General features: G+C 52.2%; 20 protein-coding genes. 11 read left to right on the forward strand and 9 right to left on the reverse strand.

The features are described 5' to 3' along the window. Window positions 1–202: 202 nt before the first annotated feature. Window positions 203–2014 (forward strand): phosphogluconate dehydratase, encoded by a 1812-nt coding sequence (edd, locus tag OGY37_RS08150; protein WP_008785050.1) that lies wholly within the window; start codon window positions 203–205, stop codon window positions 2012–2014. 34 nt (window positions 2015–2048) lie between these two features. Further along, a complete protein-coding gene (gene kdgA, locus OGY37_RS08155; protein ID WP_003034901.1) occupies window positions 2049–2690 on the forward strand; it encodes a bifunctional 4-hydroxy-2-oxoglutarate aldolase/2-dehydro-3-deoxy-phosphogluconate aldolase in 642 nt (213 codons plus the stop codon). 67 nt (window positions 2691–2757) lie between these two features. Here kdgA and purT read toward each other — a convergent pair whose 3' ends face one another. Further along, complete coding sequence (purT, locus tag OGY37_RS08160; RefSeq protein ID WP_148361862.1) at window positions 2758–3936, reverse strand: formate-dependent phosphoribosylglycinamide formyltransferase; 1179 nt, start codon at window positions 3934–3936, stop codon at window positions 2758–2760. A 132-nt stretch (window positions 3937–4068) separates the two neighbouring features. Between purT and yebG the strand changes: the two genes are divergently transcribed. The 4 genes from yebG (at window position 4069) to ptrB (ending at window position 7729) form a co-directional block, all read left to right on the forward strand. Then, the gene (gene yebG / locus OGY37_RS08165; protein ID WP_032943780.1) at window positions 4069–4359 is read left to right on the forward strand and encodes a DNA damage-inducible protein YebG; all 291 of its coding nucleotides are present in this window, start codon (window positions 4069–4071) and stop codon (window positions 4357–4359) included. A gap of 121 nt (window positions 4360–4480) precedes the next feature. Continuing rightward, window positions 4481–4834 carry a protein YebF gene (gene yebF / locus OGY37_RS08170; RefSeq protein ID WP_126317828.1) on the forward strand — a complete coding sequence of 118 codons (354 nt, stop codon included), beginning with the start codon at window positions 4481–4483 and terminating at the stop codon, window positions 4832–4834. Between the two features lie 94 nt (window positions 4835–4928). Further along, a complete protein-coding gene (locus tag OGY37_RS08175) occupies window positions 4929–5588 on the forward strand; it encodes a tellurite resistance TerB family protein (RefSeq protein WP_148361863.1) in 660 nt (219 codons plus the stop codon). Window positions 5589–5674: 86 nt separating this feature from the next. Then, complete coding sequence (gene ptrB, locus OGY37_RS08180; RefSeq protein ID WP_186336565.1) at window positions 5675–7729, forward strand: oligopeptidase B; 2055 nt, start codon at window positions 5675–5677, stop codon at window positions 7727–7729. Here the strand turns inward: ptrB and exoX are convergent. The 3 genes from exoX to OGY37_RS08195 all read right to left on the reverse strand — a co-directional run bounded on the left by exoX (window position 7720) and on the right by OGY37_RS08195 (window position 9399). Beyond that, entirely contained in the window at window positions 7720–8382 is a 663-nt protein-coding gene (exoX, locus tag OGY37_RS08185; RefSeq protein ID WP_003833802.1) for an exodeoxyribonuclease X, read from the reverse strand. The genes ptrB and exoX overlap by 10 nt on opposite strands. A gap of 23 nt (window positions 8383–8405) precedes the next feature. Further along, window positions 8406–9062: a carbon-nitrogen hydrolase family protein gene (locus OGY37_RS08190; RefSeq protein WP_003833801.1), complete on the reverse strand. Its 657-nt coding sequence runs from the start codon at window positions 9060–9062 to the stop codon at window positions 8406–8408. A 106-nt stretch (window positions 9063–9168) separates the two neighbouring features. Further along, window positions 9169–9399: a DNA polymerase III subunit theta gene (locus OGY37_RS08195; RefSeq protein WP_003833800.1), complete on the reverse strand. Its 231-nt coding sequence runs from the start codon at window positions 9397–9399 to the stop codon at window positions 9169–9171. Window positions 9400–9542: 143 nt separating this feature from the next. Between OGY37_RS08195 and yobA the strand changes: the two genes are divergently transcribed. From yobA to pphA, 4 genes are all read left to right on the forward strand, one after another. Then, on the forward strand, window positions 9543–9917 hold the full coding sequence (gene yobA, locus OGY37_RS08200) for a CopC domain-containing protein YobA (RefSeq protein WP_148361865.1): 375 nt from the start codon (window positions 9543–9545) through the stop codon (window positions 9915–9917). 3 nt (window positions 9918–9920) lie between these two features. Continuing rightward, window positions 9921–10793, forward strand: a complete 873-nt coding sequence (gene copD / locus OGY37_RS08205; RefSeq protein ID WP_008785042.1) for a copper homeostasis membrane protein CopD — start codon at window positions 9921–9923, stop codon at window positions 10791–10793. A 20-nt stretch (window positions 10794–10813) separates the two neighbouring features. Beyond that, on the forward strand, window positions 10814–11152 hold the full coding sequence (locus tag OGY37_RS08210) for a YebY family protein (RefSeq protein WP_003833793.1): 339 nt from the start codon (window positions 10814–10816) through the stop codon (window positions 11150–11152). Window positions 11153–11564: 412 nt separating this feature from the next. Then, window positions 11565–12206 (forward strand): protein-serine/threonine phosphatase, encoded by a 642-nt coding sequence (pphA, locus tag OGY37_RS08215; protein WP_148361867.1) that lies wholly within the window; start codon window positions 11565–11567, stop codon window positions 12204–12206. Here pphA and OGY37_RS08220 read toward each other — a convergent pair whose 3' ends face one another. The 5 genes from OGY37_RS08220 to yebS form a co-directional block, all read right to left on the reverse strand. Then, on the reverse strand, window positions 12207–12398 hold the full coding sequence (locus OGY37_RS08220; RefSeq protein ID WP_103771172.1) for a YdfD/YebW family protein: 192 nt from the start codon (window positions 12396–12398) through the stop codon (window positions 12207–12209). 102 nt (window positions 12399–12500) lie between these two features. After that, complete coding sequence (locus tag OGY37_RS08225; protein ID WP_029139506.1) at window positions 12501–12737, reverse strand: YebV family protein; 237 nt, start codon at window positions 12735–12737, stop codon at window positions 12501–12503. 100 nt (window positions 12738–12837) lie between these two features. Continuing rightward, entirely contained in the window at window positions 12838–14259 is a 1422-nt protein-coding gene (gene rsmF / locus OGY37_RS08230; RefSeq protein WP_191233302.1) for a 16S rRNA (cytosine(1407)-C(5))-methyltransferase RsmF, read from the reverse strand. Between the two features lie 79 nt (window positions 14260–14338). Next, on the reverse strand, window positions 14339–16972 hold the full coding sequence (locus OGY37_RS08235) for a PqiB family protein (RefSeq protein WP_198579562.1): 2634 nt from the start codon (window positions 16970–16972) through the stop codon (window positions 14339–14341). Further along, a complete protein-coding gene (yebS, locus tag OGY37_RS08240) occupies window positions 16941–18224 on the reverse strand; it encodes a membrane integrity lipid transport subunit YebS (RefSeq protein ID WP_286620543.1) in 1284 nt (427 codons plus the stop codon). The genes OGY37_RS08235 and yebS overlap by 32 nt, the downstream gene beginning before the upstream one ends. 128 nt (window positions 18225–18352) lie before the next feature. Here yebS and msrC point away from each other — a divergent pair, with 128 nt between their 5' ends. After that, on the forward strand, window positions 18353–18850 hold the full coding sequence (gene msrC / locus OGY37_RS08245; protein ID WP_003833782.1) for a free L-methionine (R)-S-oxide reductase MsrC: 498 nt from the start codon (window positions 18353–18355) through the stop codon (window positions 18848–18850). Window positions 18851–18915: the final 65 nt, after the last annotated feature.

An 18915-nucleotide genomic window follows, 5' to 3' on the forward strand; every position in this document is an offset into this window, starting at 1 on the left:
CGGTAACATGATCTAACACAGATTGTAGAATAATTTTTGCACTTTTAAGCTCCGCGTGGATTCACCCGCGGGGCTTTTTTTATTACACTGCCTGAAACGATTTTGCCCCTGAGCTACGGCTAACAAGCGATTCAGCTGCTTTTAACCCAACTGAAACACATTGTTGATCCAACGCTCTGACAGATAAATTTTAGGAGCCTCTATGAATCCGAATTTGTTACGCGTAACAAAACGTATTGTCGAACGTTCTCGCGACACGCGTTCCGCCTACCTTGCCCGTATTGAACAAGCGAAATCGACTACCGTTCATCGTTCACAACTGGCGTGCGGTAACCTGGCGCATGGTTTTGCTGCCTGCCAGCCAGATGACAAGGCCTCGCTGAAAAGCATGCTGCGTAACAATATCGCGATCATTACCTCCTATAACGACATGCTTTCCGCGCATCAGCCGTACGAACATTATCCGGACATCATTCGTAAAGCGCTGCATGAAGCCAATGCGGTAGGCCAGGTCGCTGGCGGTGTTCCTGCGATGTGCGACGGTGTGACCCAGGGACAGGATGGGATGGAGCTTTCGTTACTGAGTCGCGAAGTGATTGCGATGTCGGCTGCTGTCGGCCTCTCACACAATATGTTCGACGGCGCGTTATTCCTTGGCGTGTGCGACAAAATTGTCCCGGGTCTGGTGATGGCGGCACTGTCATTTGGTCATCTGCCTTCGATCTTTATTCCCTCCGGCCCGATGGCGAGTGGTCTGGCGAACAAAGAAAAAGTGCGTATCCGTCAGCTGTATGCTGAAGGCAAAGTCGATCGCATGGCGCTGCTTGAATCCGAAGCGGCGTCTTATCACGCACCGGGGACCTGTACGTTCTATGGTACGGCAAACACCAACCAGATGGTGGTAGAGTTTATGGGGATGCAACTGCCTGGCTCCTCATTCGTACACCCGGATGCCCCGCTGCGCGAGGCGTTGACCGCCGCGGCTGCTCGTCAGGTAACGCGTCTGACCGGTAACGGCAATGAATGGATGCCGATCGGTAAAATGATCGATGAAAAAGTAGTGGTGAACGGTATTGTCGCGCTGCTGGCGACCGGGGGGTCAACCAACCATACAATGCACCTGGTTGCGATGGCGCGCGCAGCCGGGATTCTGATTAACTGGGACGACTTCTCCGATCTGTCCGATATCGTGCCGTTGATGGCGCGTCTGTATCCGAATGGTCCGGCAGATATTAACCACTTCCAGGCAGCGGGTGGCGTGCCGGTGTTAATGCGCGAACTGCTGAATGCGGGTCTGCTGCATGAAGATGTGAACACCGTTGCTGGGTTTGGTTTGTCGCGTTACACCATGGAACCTTGGCTCAACGATGGTGAACTGGACTGGCGCGAAGGGGCAGCGAAGTCGCTGGACAGCAATGTGATTGCTACCATCGATCAGCCATTCTCCCACCACGGCGGTACCAAAGTGCTGAGCGGTAACCTCGGACGTGCTGTGATGAAAACGTCGGCGGTTCCGGTAGAAAATCAGGTAATTGAAGCGCCCGCGGTTGTTTTTGAAAGTCAGCATGATGTATTGCCGGCCTTCGATGCGGGACTGCTCGACCGTGATTGCGTAGTCGTTGTGCGCCATCAGGGACCAAAAGCAAACGGAATGCCAGAATTACATAAACTCATGCCGCCACTTGGTGTATTATTGGACCGTTGTTTCAAAATTGCGTTAGTTACCGATGGACGACTTTCAGGTGCTTCAGGTAAAGTGCCTTCAGCAATCCATGTAACCCCAGAAGCCTACGATGGCGGGCTGCTGGCAAAAGTACGCGATGGCGACATCATTCGTGTGAATGGACAGACAGGTGAATTGACGCTGCTGGTTGATGAAGAGGAACTTGCTTCTCGTCAGCCTCACATTCCTGACCTCAGCGCATCGCGCGTGGGCACAGGCCGTGAAATGTTCAGCGCGTTGCGTGAAAAGCTGTCCGGTGCGGAACAGGGCGCAACCTGTATCACTTTTTAAGACTTATTTTGTAATCAGGCGAGAGAAAACTCTGATGAAAAACTGGAAGACAAGTGCAGAAGCAATCCTGACCACTGGCCCGGTTGTACCGGTTATCGTGGTTAATAAACTGGAACACGCAGTGCCGATGGCAAAAGCGCTGGTTGCAGGCGGCGTGCGCGTTCTGGAAGTGACCTTACGTACAGCATGTGCGATGGATGCCATTCGCGCGATCGCAAAAGAAGTTCCGGACGCTATCGTTGGTGCAGGTACTGTACTGAATCCACAACAGCTGGCTGAAGTTACCGAAGCCGGCGCACAGTTTGCTATCAGTCCGGGTCTGACTGAGCCGCTGCTGAAAGCCGCAACGGAAGGTACTATTCCGCTGATCCCTGGTATCAGCACCGTGTCTGAACTGATGCTGGGTATGGACTACGGTTTGAAAGAGTTCAAATTCTTCCCTGCTGAAGCAAATGGCGGTACCAAAGCGCTGCAGGCAATTGCGGGTCCGTTCTCTCAGGTGCGTTTCTGCCCAACCGGCGGTATCTCTCCGGCGAACTACCGTGACTACCTGGCACTGAAAAGCGTGCTGTGCATCGGTGGTTCCTGGTTGGTTCCGGCGGATGCGCTGGAAGCGGGTGATTACGATCGTATTACCAAGCTGGCTCGTGAAGCAGTAGAAGGCGCGAAGCAGTAAGCCGTTAATGCGTAAACCGTAGGTCGGATACGGCATCAATGTTTTATCCGGCCTACGGGTCTGGTTTTTATCCTGCGACTTTCACCTGTGCGGCTGCGTCTTTCGCGCGTATCACCGCATCTTCAATGCTCTGTGCTGTGGCCAGCACAACGCCCAGACGACGGCTCCCGTCGATTTCCGGCTTGCCAAAGAAACGCACTTGCATACCCGCACCTACAGCGGCTTGTACGTTATCAAATGTGATATTCTGGCTGGTAAGTTGCGGCAGAATAACGGCGGAAGCAGAAGGTCCATACTGGCGGATTTCGCCAACGGGCAGACAGAGAAATGCACGTACGTGCAGGGCAAACTCAGACAGATCCTGCGAAATTAAGGTCACCATACCCGTGTCGTGAGGGCGAGGGGAGACTTCGCTGAAAATCACCTCATCACCGCAGACAAACAGCTCCACGCCAAACAGTCCGTGACCGCCCAGCGCCAGTACCACCTTGCGGGCTATCTCCTGCGCGCGCGCCAGCGCCAGGTCACTCATCTGCTGCGGCTGCCAGGACTCGCGATAATCGCCATCTTCCTGGCGATGACCTACCGGCGCGCAGAAATGCACACCATCAACGGCGCTGACGGTTAGCAGGGTGATTTCAAAATCAAAATTCACTACGCCTTCGACGATAACGCGTCCGGCGCCTGCCCGGCCTCCCTGTTGAGCATAGTTCCACGCCTCGGTGAGCTGATCGGCTGAACGGATAAAGCTCTGCCCCTTGCCGGAAGAACTCATGACCGGCTTCACAATGCAGGGATAGCCGATTTCGGCAACGGCCTCACGAAAGCGTGTTTCGGTGTCTGCAAAACGGAAAGATGATGTGGGTAAAGACAATTCTTCGGCGGCGAGACGACGGATTCCTTCCCGGTTCATGGTCAGTTGGGTCGCTCGTGCGCAAGGCACAACGTGTTGACCTTCCTGTTCCAGTTTGACCAGCATATCCGTGGCAATCGCCTCTATTTCCGGCACGATGTAATGTGGTTTTTCACGCTCGACAAGCTGGCGTAATGCCTCGCCATCCAGCATGTTAATTACGTAGGAGCGATGGGCAACGTGCATGGCTGGCGCGTCGGGGTAACGATCCACGGCAATGACTTCCACACCCAGGCGTTGGCATTCAATCGCCACTTCTTTACCCAGTTCACCTGAACCTAATAACATCACTCGCGTTGCTGCGGGACGCAGCGCTGTGCCTAATAACGTCATAAATTAATCCCCTGTTTTATCTGGGCGCAGTATATACGAAAACGTTTGCGTCTGTCTTTATTACCAGGTTGATTTCAGGGCTTAAAAAGAATATACTGTACATAAATACAGGTAATTTAAGAGGCTGCAAAAATGGCGGTTGAAGTTAAATACGTAGTCATTCGGGAAGGTGAGGAAAAAATGTCGTTTACCAGCAAAAAGGAAGCCGATGCGTATGACAAAATGCTGGATACAGCAGATCTGCTCGACACATGGCTGGAGCAATCGCCGGTAGCGCTCGAAGACGAGCAGCGTGAAGCTCTCTCCCTGTGGCTGGCTGAGCAAAAAGATGTGCTGAGCGCCATTCTGAAAAACGGCAAGCTGCCTTCGCCACAGGCTGTCGAAAACGATGCACACACTGAGGATGATACTCAGGCTGCCTGAAACGACTTGCGCTCCTGACGTTTTGTACCATGCTTTTCCCTGAATCATTGTGCAATCCCTGACGTTATTTCACGTTGCCGCAGGCAACCTGAAGGACGAAGGGGAGATTAAGGAGAAAAGAATGTATAAAAAAAGAGCGTTATTGAGCCTGCTGTTATTGTCTGCCAGCGTATCGGTATTTGCGGCAAATACGGAAAGCAAGAATGTTCAGTTCCCCAAGTGCGAAGGACTGGATGCTGACGGTATTGCGGCAAGCGTGAAACGTGACTATCAGCAAAATCGCATCGCGCGCTGGGCTGACGATCAAAAACTCGTCGGGCAAGCCGACCCTGTCGCCTGGGTCAACACGCCCGATATTACGGGCAAAGACGGGAAATGGTCAGTTCCTCTGACGGTTCGCGGTAAAAGCGCGGATATTCACTATCAGGTAAAAGTCGACTGCAAAGCCGGAACGGCGGAGTATCAGCCGCAGTAACGCAGGTATTTGCACATCTTTTGATGACCTGAACACTTCCTGACATCCCCTCGGGTACGCTTTGATGATTATTCGTCTGTACTTGAGGGGCAAAATGGCTAATTGGCTGAATCAACTACAATCTCTTCTTGGGCAAAAAGGATCCTCCGCGTCATCTTCTGGCGAGCAAGGGCTGAGTAAACTTCTGGTTCCAGGCGCGTTAGGCGGTCTGGCAGGATTACTGGTTGCCAACAAATCTTCACGAAAATTGCTGAGCAAATACGGCACCAGCGCGCTTCTGGTGGGCGGCGGTGCGGTTGCCGGTACCGTGTTATGGAACAAATACAAGGATAAGGTTCGCGCTGCGCATCAGGGTGAGCCGCAGTTTGGCGCACAAAGTTCACCGCTGGATGAGCGCACCGAGCGTCTGATCCTGGCGCTGGTTTTTGCGGCGAAAAGCGATGGACATATTGATGCCAAAGAACGAGCGGCCATTGAACAGCAGCTCCGTGAAGCGGGCGTGGAAGAGCAGGGCCGCGTTCTGATTGAACGTGCTATTGAACAACCGTTAGATCCTCAGCGCCTGGCGCAGGGCATCCGCAACGAAGAAGAAGCGCTGGAAATTTACTTCCTGAGCTGTGCGGCGATTGATATCGACCACTTTATGGAGCGTAGCTATCTCAATGCGCTGGGCGATGCGTTGAAGATCCCGCTGGATGTTCGTGAAGGAATTGAACAGGATCTCAAAGAACAAAAACAGGCTTTACCGGGTTAATTACTTACCGCTAAGGCGCATGTTTCGCTTGCATCATTGCTGTCTTTTGCCACCCTTATAGGATGTTTAAGCAAAAGAACAATGACATGCTACCAAAAGCTTCTCGTATTCCTCACGCCATGACGCAGCATGGCGATACTCGTGTTGATAATTATTACTGGCTGCGAGATGACACCCGCTCGCAGCCAGAAGTGCTGGATTATCTGCAACAAGAAAACGCGTATGGCCGCCAGGTTATGGCCTCGCAGCAGGCTTTGCAGGATCGTGTCCTGAAAGAGATTATCGACCGTATCCCGCCTCAGGATGCATCCGCCCCCTATGTGAAGAATGGTTATCGCTACCGGCATATTTATGAACCGGGGTGCGAATATGCTATTTATCAGCGTCAGTCTGCCCTCAGTGAAGAGTGGGATGATTGGGATACTCTATTGGATGGGAACCAGCGCGCGGCACACAGCGAGTTTTATACGCTGGGTGGACTGGCGATATCTCCGGATAACACCATCATGGCGCTGGCGGAAGATTATCTCTCTCGCCGGCAATATGGCGTGCGTTTTCGCAACTTGCAAAGCGGCAACTGGTATCCGGAAGTGCTGGAAAACGTCGAAGCGGATCTGGTCTGGGCGAATGATTCTCAGACTTTCTATTACGTGCGCAAGCACGAAACAACGTTATTGCCGTATCAGGTGTGGCGACATACAGTCGGCTCGCCATCGTCATTGGATGAGCTGGTGTATGAAGAAGCCGATGATATTTTTTATGTCAGCCTGCATAAAACCACCTCGCTACACTATGTGGTTATTCATATCGCCAGTGCGACCACCAGTGAGGTTTTACTGCTTGACGCAGAACTGGCGGATGCCGAACCGTTGGTCTTTTTAGCGCGACGCAAAGACCATGAATACAGTCTCGATCACTATCAACACAATTTTTATCTGCGCTCCAACCGTCAGGGGAAAAATTTCGGCCTGTATCGTACCCGCGTTCGTGATGAGCAAGCCTGGGAGACGCTGATCCCAGCGCGCGACAACGTGATGCTGGAGGGCTTTACGCTATTCACTGACTGGCTGGTGGTAGAAGAGCGTCAGCGGGGCTTAACCAGCCTACGACAGATTAATCGTAAAACGCGCGAAGTGGTCGGGATCGCCTTTGACGATCCGGCTTATGTGACCTGGCTTGCCTATAATCCGGAGCCTGAGACATCGCGCCTGCGCTATGGCTATTCCTCCATGACCACCCCGGACACGTTGTTTGAACTGGATATGGACACCGGGGAACGTCGTGTGCTTAAGCAGACAGAGGTCCCTGGATTTGATGCGGCGAATTACCGTAGCGAACACCTATGGATAACTGCGCGTGATGGCACCGAGGTTCCGGTTTCGCTGGTTTATCATCAAAAGTATTTCCTGAAAGGAAAAAATCCGTTACTCGTTTATGGCTATGGCTCATATGGCGCCAGCATGGATGCCGATTTCAGCAGCAGCCGTTTGAGCTTACTGGATCGCGGCTTTGTTTATGCTATTGCCCATGTGCGTGGTGGTGGTGAATTAGGACAACAGTGGTACGAGGACGGTAAGTTTCTGCACAAGAAAAATACTTTTAATGATTACCTCGACGTCTGTGATGCGCTGCTAAAAATGGGCTATGGCGCGCCTGAGTTATGTTATGGCATGGGCGGAAGCGCCGGAGGCATGTTAATGGGCGTCGCCATTAATGAACGCCCGGAACGCTTCCATGGTGTTATTGCTCAGGTGCCGTTTGTCGATGTGGTAACCACTATGCTCGATGAATCAATTCCCCTGACGACCGGTGAGTTTGAAGAGTGGGGTAATCCGCAGGACGAAGAGTATTACACCTATATGAAAAGCTACAGCCCGTATGACAATGTAACCGCGCAGGCATACCCACATCTGCTGGTCACGACGGGATTACACGATTCCCAGGTGCAATACTGGGAACCAGCAAAATGGGTAGCAAAACTGCGTGAGCTGAAAACGGACGATCGTTTGCTGCTACTTTGCACGGATATGGATTCCGGACACGGTGGTAAATCCGGGCGTTTTAAATCTTACGAAGGCGTGGCCCTTGAGTACGCTTTTTTGATTGGACTGGCGCAGGGAACACTGCCTGCTCAGGCGTGATCCAAATAGTGTTTTAGCGTTAATCGCAGTTCCGGGCTCATATTGTCAAGGTTATTAAATAACCAGCGCAGATAGCCCGGATCGCGTTCAGCCACTTCTGATACCGGTTTTCCGCGGTACTTACCAAAAGTGAAAGTAGTGAGTAACGCGGGACGGCCGGTAATATCGACCATTTGATCGGCTGTCCAGCCTGACGTCTGCATGATGTCGATCAGCAGTGCCGCAGTGATGTAGCAATCGTACAGGGCGCGGTGATGGTGGAGACCCGCTGGTGTCTGGACGCTCAGCTTGCGCGATTTATACAACGCCATGTTGCTGTATTTGATCCCCGGCCACAACCGACGGGAGAGCTTCATGGTGCAAATCCATTCCCCGGGCATATCGGGCAATACGCGGCGGTCAAAGCTGGCATTGTGCGCCACGTACCACTCGCTGCCGTAATACTGCGGGATGACGTCTTCAATCCACGGCTTATCGGCCACCATTGCTTCAGTAATGCGATGGATAGCCATCGCCTGTGGGCTGATGGGGCGGTCAGGGCGTACCAGGTGGCTCATGGGGTTGACTATTTTTCCGTCAACCACGTCGACAGAAGCAATTTCAACAATGCCTCCCTGTAGACCACAGGTTTCTGTATCTATTATGCGCAACATGCCATGCTCCTGACCCAAAACGACTAGCGTAATGGAATGATATCACCTTGCCAACCCCGTGGCGTGCGTTGGCCGGTTAACAGCAACGAACCGCTGTCTGCGCGAACAATCAATCGACCTCGTTCATCCCATAACGCACTGCTACCCCGCGCATTGGCCATTAATACCGCGATGGCGAATTTATGTGAGAAACTTTGTAGGCGAGATGTAGAGGAGAGCAGTTCCGGTTCACTGACTGACTGGCAGCTGGTGAACAGCGAAAAAGCCGGGTCGATATCAATGCCTTCCGGTTGGCTATCTACAACGCTGATGGCATTTCGCTGTCTGGCAATACAGGCCCCGTGGCTCTGATGGAAGGTTAATGGCGAAGTCATCCAGGGAGAGAAAAGCGCAATGCCTTTCACGAACCGGTTGTTATGTTCTACCGGTAGTCCCGCAATTATCGTCATGCGATAAGTCGCGGCGGCATGTGCGAGAGGTTCTAACAGCGCTTCATCGGGTGGGGCAGGAAGCGCGTCATTCTCATCAACACAACCCAGCAATGAGAGGGAAGGGAAGACCAGCAATTCACATTGGCATTGAGCTGCCGCATGAATGAATTGCAGGTGATGCGCGACATGTTCGGTAACTGAGGTGTGAAGAGGTTCGTATTGTGCTGCTGCGATTTTCCAGTATGACATAATGATTTCCTTTTCATAGTGTCTACAACCATCCTTAATGTGTGGATTAAGAATATGCTTATACTGTAGCAGGCGTCATGTAAGGAATCGTAACGTAATATAAGTTTTATTTAACTTTAGGCTCGTATGGTAAACGTGAAAGCGTAACGGATGCCAGACGGTGCGCGATGAGTCTTTCGCGGAACCAGTCGCGTAAATGCTCTGGCTGTTCGCGTTCAACAACTTCTGCAACAACGGGCATATTGTATCGCTCCTTAAATGCCACTCCAGCCGCAGCCAGATCGACATTGACCTTATCCATTTCCGCTTGCTCAAGTTTGGCCAGATTGATGTTCATGGGCTTTTCCTTTTCTCTGTCTTTCGGCGCGCAAAGTTACTAAGAGTGTGCGTTAATGGCAAGACAGAAATGATGATTCTCGACTCGACCATTGTAGAAGGTTATTCTCTACAGGTTAGACATAACAAAAAGGAATAGTTGAAATGGCTTCATCTGCATCTATGCTTCGCAACGCGCTCATCGTACTCGCCAGCGTTCTGGCAACACCTGCGGCATTGGCGCATGCCCACCTCACAAAACAAAGTCCGGCGGCTAACGCTGAAGTTGCGGCATCTCCTCAGGCGTTGACGCTGATTTTTTCTGAAGGCGTAGAGCCGGGATTCAGCGGTGCAACGCTGACCGGTCCTAACAAAGAACAGATCAAAACGGGCAAGGCATCGCGCAGTGAGCAGGACAAAACGCAGCTGATTGTTCCGCTTGATCAAACACTTGAAGCAGGAAAATATACGGTCGACTGGCACGTTGTCTCCGTGGATGGTCACAAGACGAAGGGGCAATATACCTTTAGCGTGAAATAACCAATGCTGGCATTTACCTGGGTTGCACTACGGTTTATCCATTTTACCGCTTTGATGCTGGTGTTTGGCTGTGCGCTTTACGGCGCATGGCTGGCTCCCGTTTCGGTTCGTCGTTTAATGATGCGTCGTTTTTTACGTCTGCAACGGCATGCTGCGACGTGGAGCTTTATCAGCGCGACGCTGATGCTGGCGATTCAGGGTGGGTTAATGGGCTCAGGCTGGCGGGATGTTGTCTCTACTGACGTTTGGCTCGCCGTGTTGCAAACGCAATTTGGTGGCGTCTGGTTATGGCAGATTATCCTCGCCTTGGTCACGCTGGTGGTGACCATCATGGTGCCGCGCAGTATGCCGCGACTACTGTTAATGCTGACTATTGCGCAGTTTATTTTGCTGGCTGGCGTCGGACATGCGACGCTGCACAGCGGTATCCCTGGCGCAATCCAGCAGGTTAACCACGCTTTACATTTGGTATGCGCTGCCGCCTGGTTCGGTGGTTTGCTGCCCGTACTTTACTGTATGCGAATGGCGCAAGGTCGCTGGCGGGAACAGGCCATCAGTACCATGATGCGCTTCTCACGCTATGGACATCTTTTCGTTATCGGTGTTTTACTAACCGGTATTATGAATGCGCTGTTTATTGTCGGTTTTTCTGTTCCCTGGCACATGGCTTACGGGCGACTGCTTTTGTTAAAAGGTGCCCTGGTCATGCTAATGGTGGCGATTGCGCTGGTGAATCGGTATGTTCTGGTACCACGCATGCGGCAGGATAACCGCGGCATGACTCTCTATTTTATTTGGATGACCAAGCTGGAATGGGGTATAGGAGCCGTTGTGCTGGCGATTGTCAGCCTGTTTGCAACCCTCGAACCTTTCTGATTGATGGACTGGCGAAACGCATGAAAAAAATCATTATCTCTTTATTACTCCTGGCAAGCTCCGGAGCCGCGCTGGCTGCGCCGCAGGTCATTACCGTCAGCCGTTTTGAGGTTGGCAAAGATAAGTGGGCGTTTAATCGGGAAGAGGTGATGCTGACCTGCCGTCCGGGTAATGCGCTGTATGTCATCAATCCCAGTACGCTGGTGCAATACCCGTTGAACGATGTCGCCAGACAGCAGGTGGAAAGCGGAAAAACCACGGCAAAGCCGATAGAGATTATCCAGATTGATGATCCGGCGAAACCGGGCGAAAAAATGAGCCTGGCACCGTTTGTGGAGCGCGCAGAAAAGCTCTGCTAATTGTCAGATGTAGTGCTCTGATTTCCAATAAAAAACCGCAAGGATCTCGCAGGAGAACTTGCGGTTTTTGCGTTTGGATGCGTAACAAACGTCCTTTTTTTCCGGCCACTTTAGTCGCGGACTGGAAAACCTGGCGCTGTCATCTATTCTTAAATGGCAGGGTAACTTAGCCTGCATTAATGCCAACTTTTAGCGCACGGCTCTCTCCCAAGAGCCATTTCCCTGGACCGAATACAGGAATCGTATTCGGTCTCTTTTTATGTGGCGAATGCGATGCCATCCAGGGCAAAACACGGCGTATCGCATGCTGCATTCTCCATAAACCATACCATACTCCTGCCCACGATCGTCCAGGCTTTTTTACCATCATTGCTAAAATTATAACCAGGTACCCTTGTACTCTGGAGGCGACATGGGACGACCTGGTAATATCTATCAACGAATCGATGGTACGCAGTGGCGTCACGTCTGGGTGGTTGGGGATATCCACGGCTGCTTCTCGATGCTGATGGCTAAACTGCGCCAGCACCGTTTTGATCCCTGGCAGGATCTGCTGGTTTCAGTGGGGGATGTTATCGACCGCGGACCAGACAGTTTGCGTTGTCTGAAATTACTGCGTAAACGCTGGATTGTTGCGGTCAGGGGGAATCATGAGCAGATGGCGTTAGATGCGCTGGCGACAGGGGATCGATTTATGTGGTTTATGAATGGTGGCTCGTGGTATGCGCAGGCGGAGCAACCTGCAGCGAAATTCGCGCTTGAAGCGTGTTGGCAGTTACCCTGGATTCTGGAGCTGCATTGTCAGAACGGTATACACGTTATTGCTCATGCCGATTACCCGGATGATGATTATCAGTGGCTAAAAGAGATCGATTTACAGCGGGTGCTATGGGACCGTTCGAGGCTAATGACCAACGGTTGTGGGATTCGCGGCGCGGATCACTTCTGGTTTGGCCACACGCCGTTGCGCCATCGGCTGGATCGCGAGAATCTGCACTATATTGATACCGGTGCTGTATTTGGCGGCGAGTTAACGCTGGTACAACTGCAATAATCAAAAATCGCTGTATTCCTGGGCCGGGCGCCAGAAACTGTCGATGTAGTCATCCGCGGGTAAACAGCCGCCGTTACGAATACGTTGATCGTCCATCGATATCAGGCACTGCTGCTCAGTTTTGTAGACATCAACCACGATATCTTCACAACCGCCATCCAGATAGCACACAAAAAGAACCAGCGTGAACATTCCATCCTCAAATGGTAAAGCCATACCTGTAGTGTAGAAGATGTTGATAGATGAGGGAAATTAACCAAGAAATAACCCGTCTGGCGACGGGTTCTTTTTGAATCAGGCAAGGCGCATGATCCAGGCATCTGACTTACGATCGTAGTGTTCGCGAAATAGTACTGAATGTTCTCCGTTCAACAGGGCCGGGACGCTGGTGTCGGCATCCCAGGCATCCAGTTGCATACATAAATCTGGATCGGATTTACATGGAATGGTTAACGTTCGGTCCCCCGGCGATTCGCCATGTAACTCGGCGTCGTCGATTTCAAAAGCGCCAATGCGCACACTGGTTTTCATCATCGTGCTCTCCGTTAATTTGCTGGTTGTGGTACGACCAGTTAGGTCGTCCATTTTTCAGCGTAGTCAACGTTAGCAAAAGCGCCAGTAAAAACGTGCGTTATCCCGTAAAGAGTTTGCCATCCCGGACAAGATCGCGCGGATAGCTATTCTTCAGTCGCGATCCAATACGTTTAGCCAGACCGATAGGCTGATGCTGGAACGTAACCAGTACGTCGTCACTCGTCGGTGCGGTTTGCGGGTAAACATCTCTACCGCGATACCACTCTTCCGCTTCGGCAAGGGTCAGTTCGAATGCATGGCTGTGGTTCGGATCGGCGAGGGCGATAACGGCCTCATGCTGCCAGCGATACCCTTTATTGTGGGTTTCAGCCAGTTTGATCCCGAGTCGAGAAAAGCGAACCTTGCCAATCAGAGGTTCAATGTCAGTCGGGAACAGCCAGATCTCTTTATCGCGCTGCCACAGGCGTAAATTATCTTCCCACTGCAGTCCACAAGCGCTCGCGGCTTGCGCGACAAGCGCAGACTCGCGTCCCTTCAGCGGGCTAAACGGGAAGTTGCCGACTTTATATGTCGGCGCTGGTAGTGCAGGGATTGCAGCTGTTTTGCGCAAACGCGCCACGAAGAATCCTTCGCAATCGTAGATCTGCGGGAACACATGCAGGAACCCTTCCGGCGTCTGGGCGCGTTCGGCCTGCGGAAATAAATCGCCCAGAGGTAAAAACTCGACGGCATCCGGGTAAGTTTCAATCAACCACTGCATGATATTTTCATTTTCGTCACGATTAAGCGTACAGGTCGAGTAAACCAATGTGCCACCGGGACGCAGGGCGTGGAAGGCGCTGTCGAGTAATTCGCGCTGGGTCGCGGCAATTTCCAGATTACTTTCTACAGACCAGTTTTTTAGCGCATCAGGGTCTTTACGCACCACGCCTTCACCGGAACACGGTGCGTCGAGCAATATGGCATCAAATGATTCCGGCAACGCGGCACCAAATACGCGTCCGTCAAAATGGGTCAGGGCGACGTTGGCTATCCCGCAACGGCTGATATTGGCATGCAGGACTTTGACGCGACTGGCAGAAAACTCATTCGCCAGAATGGCGCCTCGATTATTCATTTTTGCGGCAATTTGCGTGGTTTTGGAGCCGGGGGCTGCCGCAACATCCATTACGCGTTCCGGGGTATTGCCTTCGGCGAACAGCGCGGCGACTGGCAGCATTGAACTGGCTTCCTGAATATAAAACAGGCCGCTTAAATGTTCTGCGGTGCTGCCGAGCGGCACTGACTCTTCATCATCGCGCTCGATCCAAAAGCCTTCAGCACACCAGGGAACCGGAGTGAGAGACCAGTTGTAAGGTGCTGTCAGCGCGAGGAAATCGGCAACGGAGATTTTCAGCGTATTGATGCGAATGCTGCGGCGCAACGGGCGCTGACAGGCAGCGAGAAATTCATCGAATGAGAGCGTGGAAGGCATTGCTTCACGCATTTGAGTCAGAAAGGCGTCGGGAAAATAAGCCACTTGGTACCACCGGCAAAAAAACAGGTGCGCAGTGTAGCATAAGTGCTCCGGCGCGAGTACGCCGGAGCAAGTGGAGAGATTAACGTGGCAGGGCGGTTCCCCATTCACGCCACTCTTTTGGTTCGCTTTCCAGCAACAGGAAGTGTTTACCGGCCTGTGCTTTCGGAGCCAGCGGTGTACCTGGTGGAGTCGCGAAGGCGATGCCGCCGCGGATGAACTGATTGAAGGTACCGGTCTTCACGACACCGCCGGTCAGGCCGAAGTCGAGATTGTAGCCGGATGCCAGCCAGAACACGGAGTTGTTGCGTACCAGATGCTGATAGCGTTGGCTAATGCGCATGGCAACCATCACACGATCGGAAAGCGAGCCCAGCGTCAGCCCGGTGACGGTCCCCACTTCAATACCTCTGAACAACACCGGGGTTCCGATATTCAGCGAACCTGCTTCTGGTGCTTCCACCACAATACTCAGACCATCGAGGTAACGAGAGTCGGTAATGGTGGCTTCCTGCAGCTCAAAATCACGGCGCGGATTACCGCGTCCTGGTTCAACGTTGATATACGGCTGCAGGATTGTATCCAGATGCTCCACGCCCGCCGCCGAAATTTGCGGGGTGATTACGGAGAAACGGGTACCGCTTCGCGCAAAGGTTTGTACGTATTCCGGGTACAGAACCGCTTTTGCCTGAACTTCGTTACGGGCGGTGATCAGCTCAAGCGTCTGGATCTGTCCGATATCGATTCCCAGGTAGCGAATTGGCATGCCAGCAGCGAGTTTACCGGCATCGAACGCATGCAGCGTTATCTGGCCGCCGACCGCACGCGCGGCGGTTTCCGAAGCATACAGAATACGCTTGTCGCCTTTACGTTGACTGGCGCTGGCACCGCTTAAATTATCGAAGCTAATCGCCCCTTTAAGCGCGCGTGAAAGGGGAGATGCCTGTACGGTTAATCCGCTGCCGTTAAGCTGAACTTTTGCTCCGCCTTCGGCCCAGAACACGCTGTTGCTGGTCAACAGGTTGCGATATTCCGGTTTGATATGCAGATCGATATCAAACGCATCGGCGCGAGGACGAACGCTAATCACTTCACCGACCTCGAATTTGCGGTATAGCACCACCGAACCGGCCTGCACATCAGGTAGCGTTTCGGCGCTCAGGCTGACCGTAGTGGTTGGCAGATCGCTCAGGCTGTTTTCAATGGCTTTCTCCAGGTTAGCGTAAAGCGGGTAGCTTTTTTTCATTTCGCCCTTGGTTCCGGGCAAAATACGAATGCCGCCGCTGAGCCACTCACTGGCGCTGGCGCCAAGGAACTCCACGCCATCAAGTCCGACTTTGACATCCACGCGGCTGTTAACCACAAACTTACTGTCACCTTGCACCAGGTCACGATGCTGTGGTTCGACAGCAACGATAAATGAGACGCCTTTGCTGGAAAGCGTACGCTCAATCACCTGACCGACCTGTACGCCGTGGAGAATCAGCGGCTGGCCAGCATCAATACCGTAACTCTCCGGCGCGGTCAGCGTAAACGTCATGACGCCTGGATCGTGTAACAACGACTTCTCAGCGGGAATAACGACAAACTGGTTACGCGGCTCGCCTTCGCCAGGTACAAGCTCGAAAGTTTTACCTGTCAGCAGCGAACTGAGATTCGCATTGCTTAACGATAATTTAGGGCTGTGTAATTCAATTCGTGTGTTATCACGCAGCAGCGTTACGACGCTGGGATCGACCGTCATTTCGCCGGTGACTTTACCGCCTGGGTTTAAATCCAGTTTTGTGAGCTGACCGACTTCTAACCCCTGATACATCAGCGATGTTGAGCCTGCTTTGAGCCCATCCCCGCTGGGTAAATCAAGCTTGACGATCACTCCGCGTTGGCTGTGCGCAAGATCCTGATAGAGACCAAACGTGTCGTCTGCCGCAGCGGGTTTTGAGTCTTCAGGTGAATCAAAAGCAATGGCACCGTTGACCAGCGCCGCCAGACTCTCCAGTTTGATCTTCGCACCGCTAAGGCTGACATCGGCATTCACACCGGAGACGTTCCAGAAGCGGCTACCTTTTTTCACCAGATTAGTAAAACGACGTTCGATCAGCACGTCGATGGTTACACCCTGGTTATTTGGGTTAATGGTGTAGTCATACACCCTGCCCACCGGAATCTTACGGAAATAAACCAGTGAACCGCTATTAAGCGATCCGAGATCAGGGGCGCGCAGGTGCAGCATTAAATCGCCATTATCCAGACGATACTTGGGCTGGGTGTCGAGGGCGACGAAATGATCCTCTGCCTCGCCAGTACCGGGCATCATGCCGATATAATTGCCGCCAACCAACGCATCCAGACCAGAAACCCCAGCCAGCGACGCCTTCGGCGTGACCAGCCAGAATTGGGTATCTTTGCGCAGAGCATCTTTCATGCTCGATTTGATGCTGACGCGGACTTCAATTTTGCGTAGATCTTTGCTGAGGTTTATATCCTGCACCGTGCCCACTTCAACGCCCTGATAGCGAACGGGAGTACGGCCTGGCACAATGCCGTCCGCAGACATAAAGTCAATGGTCACGGTATTGCCACGATCTTCATAGCTTCCCCAGATAAGCCATCCTGCGATCATCAGCGCGATGAACGGCAGCAGCCAGAACGGGGAGATACGGCGTTTTGTTTTAATCTGCGCTTCAGTCTGCGAAGCGGGCGTTTCCTGACTCATGTGCATCCCAAAGTAAGCGGCTGTCCAGCCATTCCACAGCAAGAATAGTCAATATTACCGCTGCGCCGAAATAAAACGCAGCCGGTCCCATAGTAAAAGCAAGTATCTGATCGCGATTTATCAGCGACATGGTTAACGCGATAACAAAGAGATCCAGCATCGACCAGCGGCCAATCCAGGTCACCATACGCAGTAGTTTTATACGGGTGCGCAACCCTTGTTCACAATTAAAGTGGATGCTGAATAGCAACGTAAACATCACAATCACTTTGGTGAATGGCACCAGTATACTGGCGATAAAAACGATCGCCGCTACGCCAACGTTGCTGTTTGCCAAAGACATTATGCCTGACAGGATAGTGTCTTCCTGCCGGCCGCCGTTGACATAAATTACCGAGATGGGCAGCAGGTTAGCGGGTAAAAGCAGGACAATCGAGGCCAGCAGAGCCGCCCAACACTTTTGGATACTTTGATTTCTGCGCCAGCGCAACGGAATATGGCAGCGGGGGCAGCGACCGCGGGCGTCCGGATAACCTGTAAAATGGCAGCCAAGGCAGACGCGGAGTTTTTCATCGGGCCGACGAGCCGGTCTTTGCGGGTAGAAACGGTCCCAAAGCTGCTCAACGTTAAGATGCGACAGCGTCAAAATACTGAGGATCACCAGCGCAATAAAAGCAAACAGCCCCACGCCAGGCTGCAAAAAAGCATAGTCCTGAACCTTGATTGATGCGACACCGATACCCACCAGGTAAATATCGAGCATCACCCACTCTTTGAGTCTTTCCAGCATTAGCAGCACCGGGCGCAGGTTCATCCCGAAAATATTACCAAACCACAGATAAGCGATTGAAGTCACGAGAATTAGCGGCGCGCCAGCGACGCAAAAAAGCACGAAGGAGGCGGTAAGGGGGTCACCTTGTCGGGTCATTTGCCAGATGCCTTGCATCACATTGGCATCAATGCGCACGCCTAATAAATAGATGTGCAGGAGTGGCTCTCCCCAGGCAAAGGGCATCAGCAGCAACATGGTGAAAGCCATTGCCGCCAGTCGCGTTAACGACCAGTCGCGTCCGTCACGAATTTTTGCCTGGCAGCGTGGGCAAAAGGCACTTTGGTGCGAACGCATTTTAGGCAAGCTAAATATCAGGTCACATTCAGGGCAGCGATGATAATGTGCACGAGGTAGTGCCTCACCGATGGACCTGATGGCTATTTTTTTAGTTGGCGTGATGCGTGGTGTCGTTAAGGCCATGTATCGCGAATCAAATTGTTGAAGTAATGTTATCTTAACTCATGACGGGAATGATCTTGAGCATTAACGCATTTAATGTTTATTTTAGTAGGCTGCAGTTTTAAGTAAGACAACTAAGTGATTATATAATGAACAAAATAGAGCTATACACGGATCTGAACCGTGATTTTCAGGCATTGATGGCAGGTGAAACCAGTTTTCTGGCAACGCTGGCGAATACCAGTGCATTGTTGTACGAGCGTCTTGCAGAAGTGAATTGGGCCGGTTTTTACCTGCTTGAGGACGATACGCTGGTGCTTGGTCCCTTCCAGGGCAAAATTGCCTGCGTGCGGATCCCGGTAGGGCGCGGTGTGTGCGGTACCGCAGTGGCGCAGAACCAGGTTCAGCGTATTGAGGACGTACATGCTTTTGATGGGCACATCGCCTGTGATGCCGCCAGCAATGCTGAAATCGTCCTGCCGATCGCTGTCGACAATCAGATAATAGGCGTGCTGGATATTGATAGCACGGCATTTGGCCGCTTTACTGAAGAAGATGAACAAGGTCTGCGTACGCTTGTGGCACAGCTTGAAACCGTGCTTGCAACGACGGATTACAAAAAATTCTTTGCGCGCGTCGCAGGATAATCAACGGATAACGTAGCAATTACTGATGACGTCATTATAATGTCGCCTGTTCATGCCTGCGCTTG

It is taken from the genome of Citrobacter sp. Cpo030, from assembly GCF_030333005.1.
Taxonomy (GTDB): Bacteria; Pseudomonadota; Gammaproteobacteria; order Enterobacterales; family Enterobacteriaceae; genus Citrobacter; species Citrobacter portucalensis.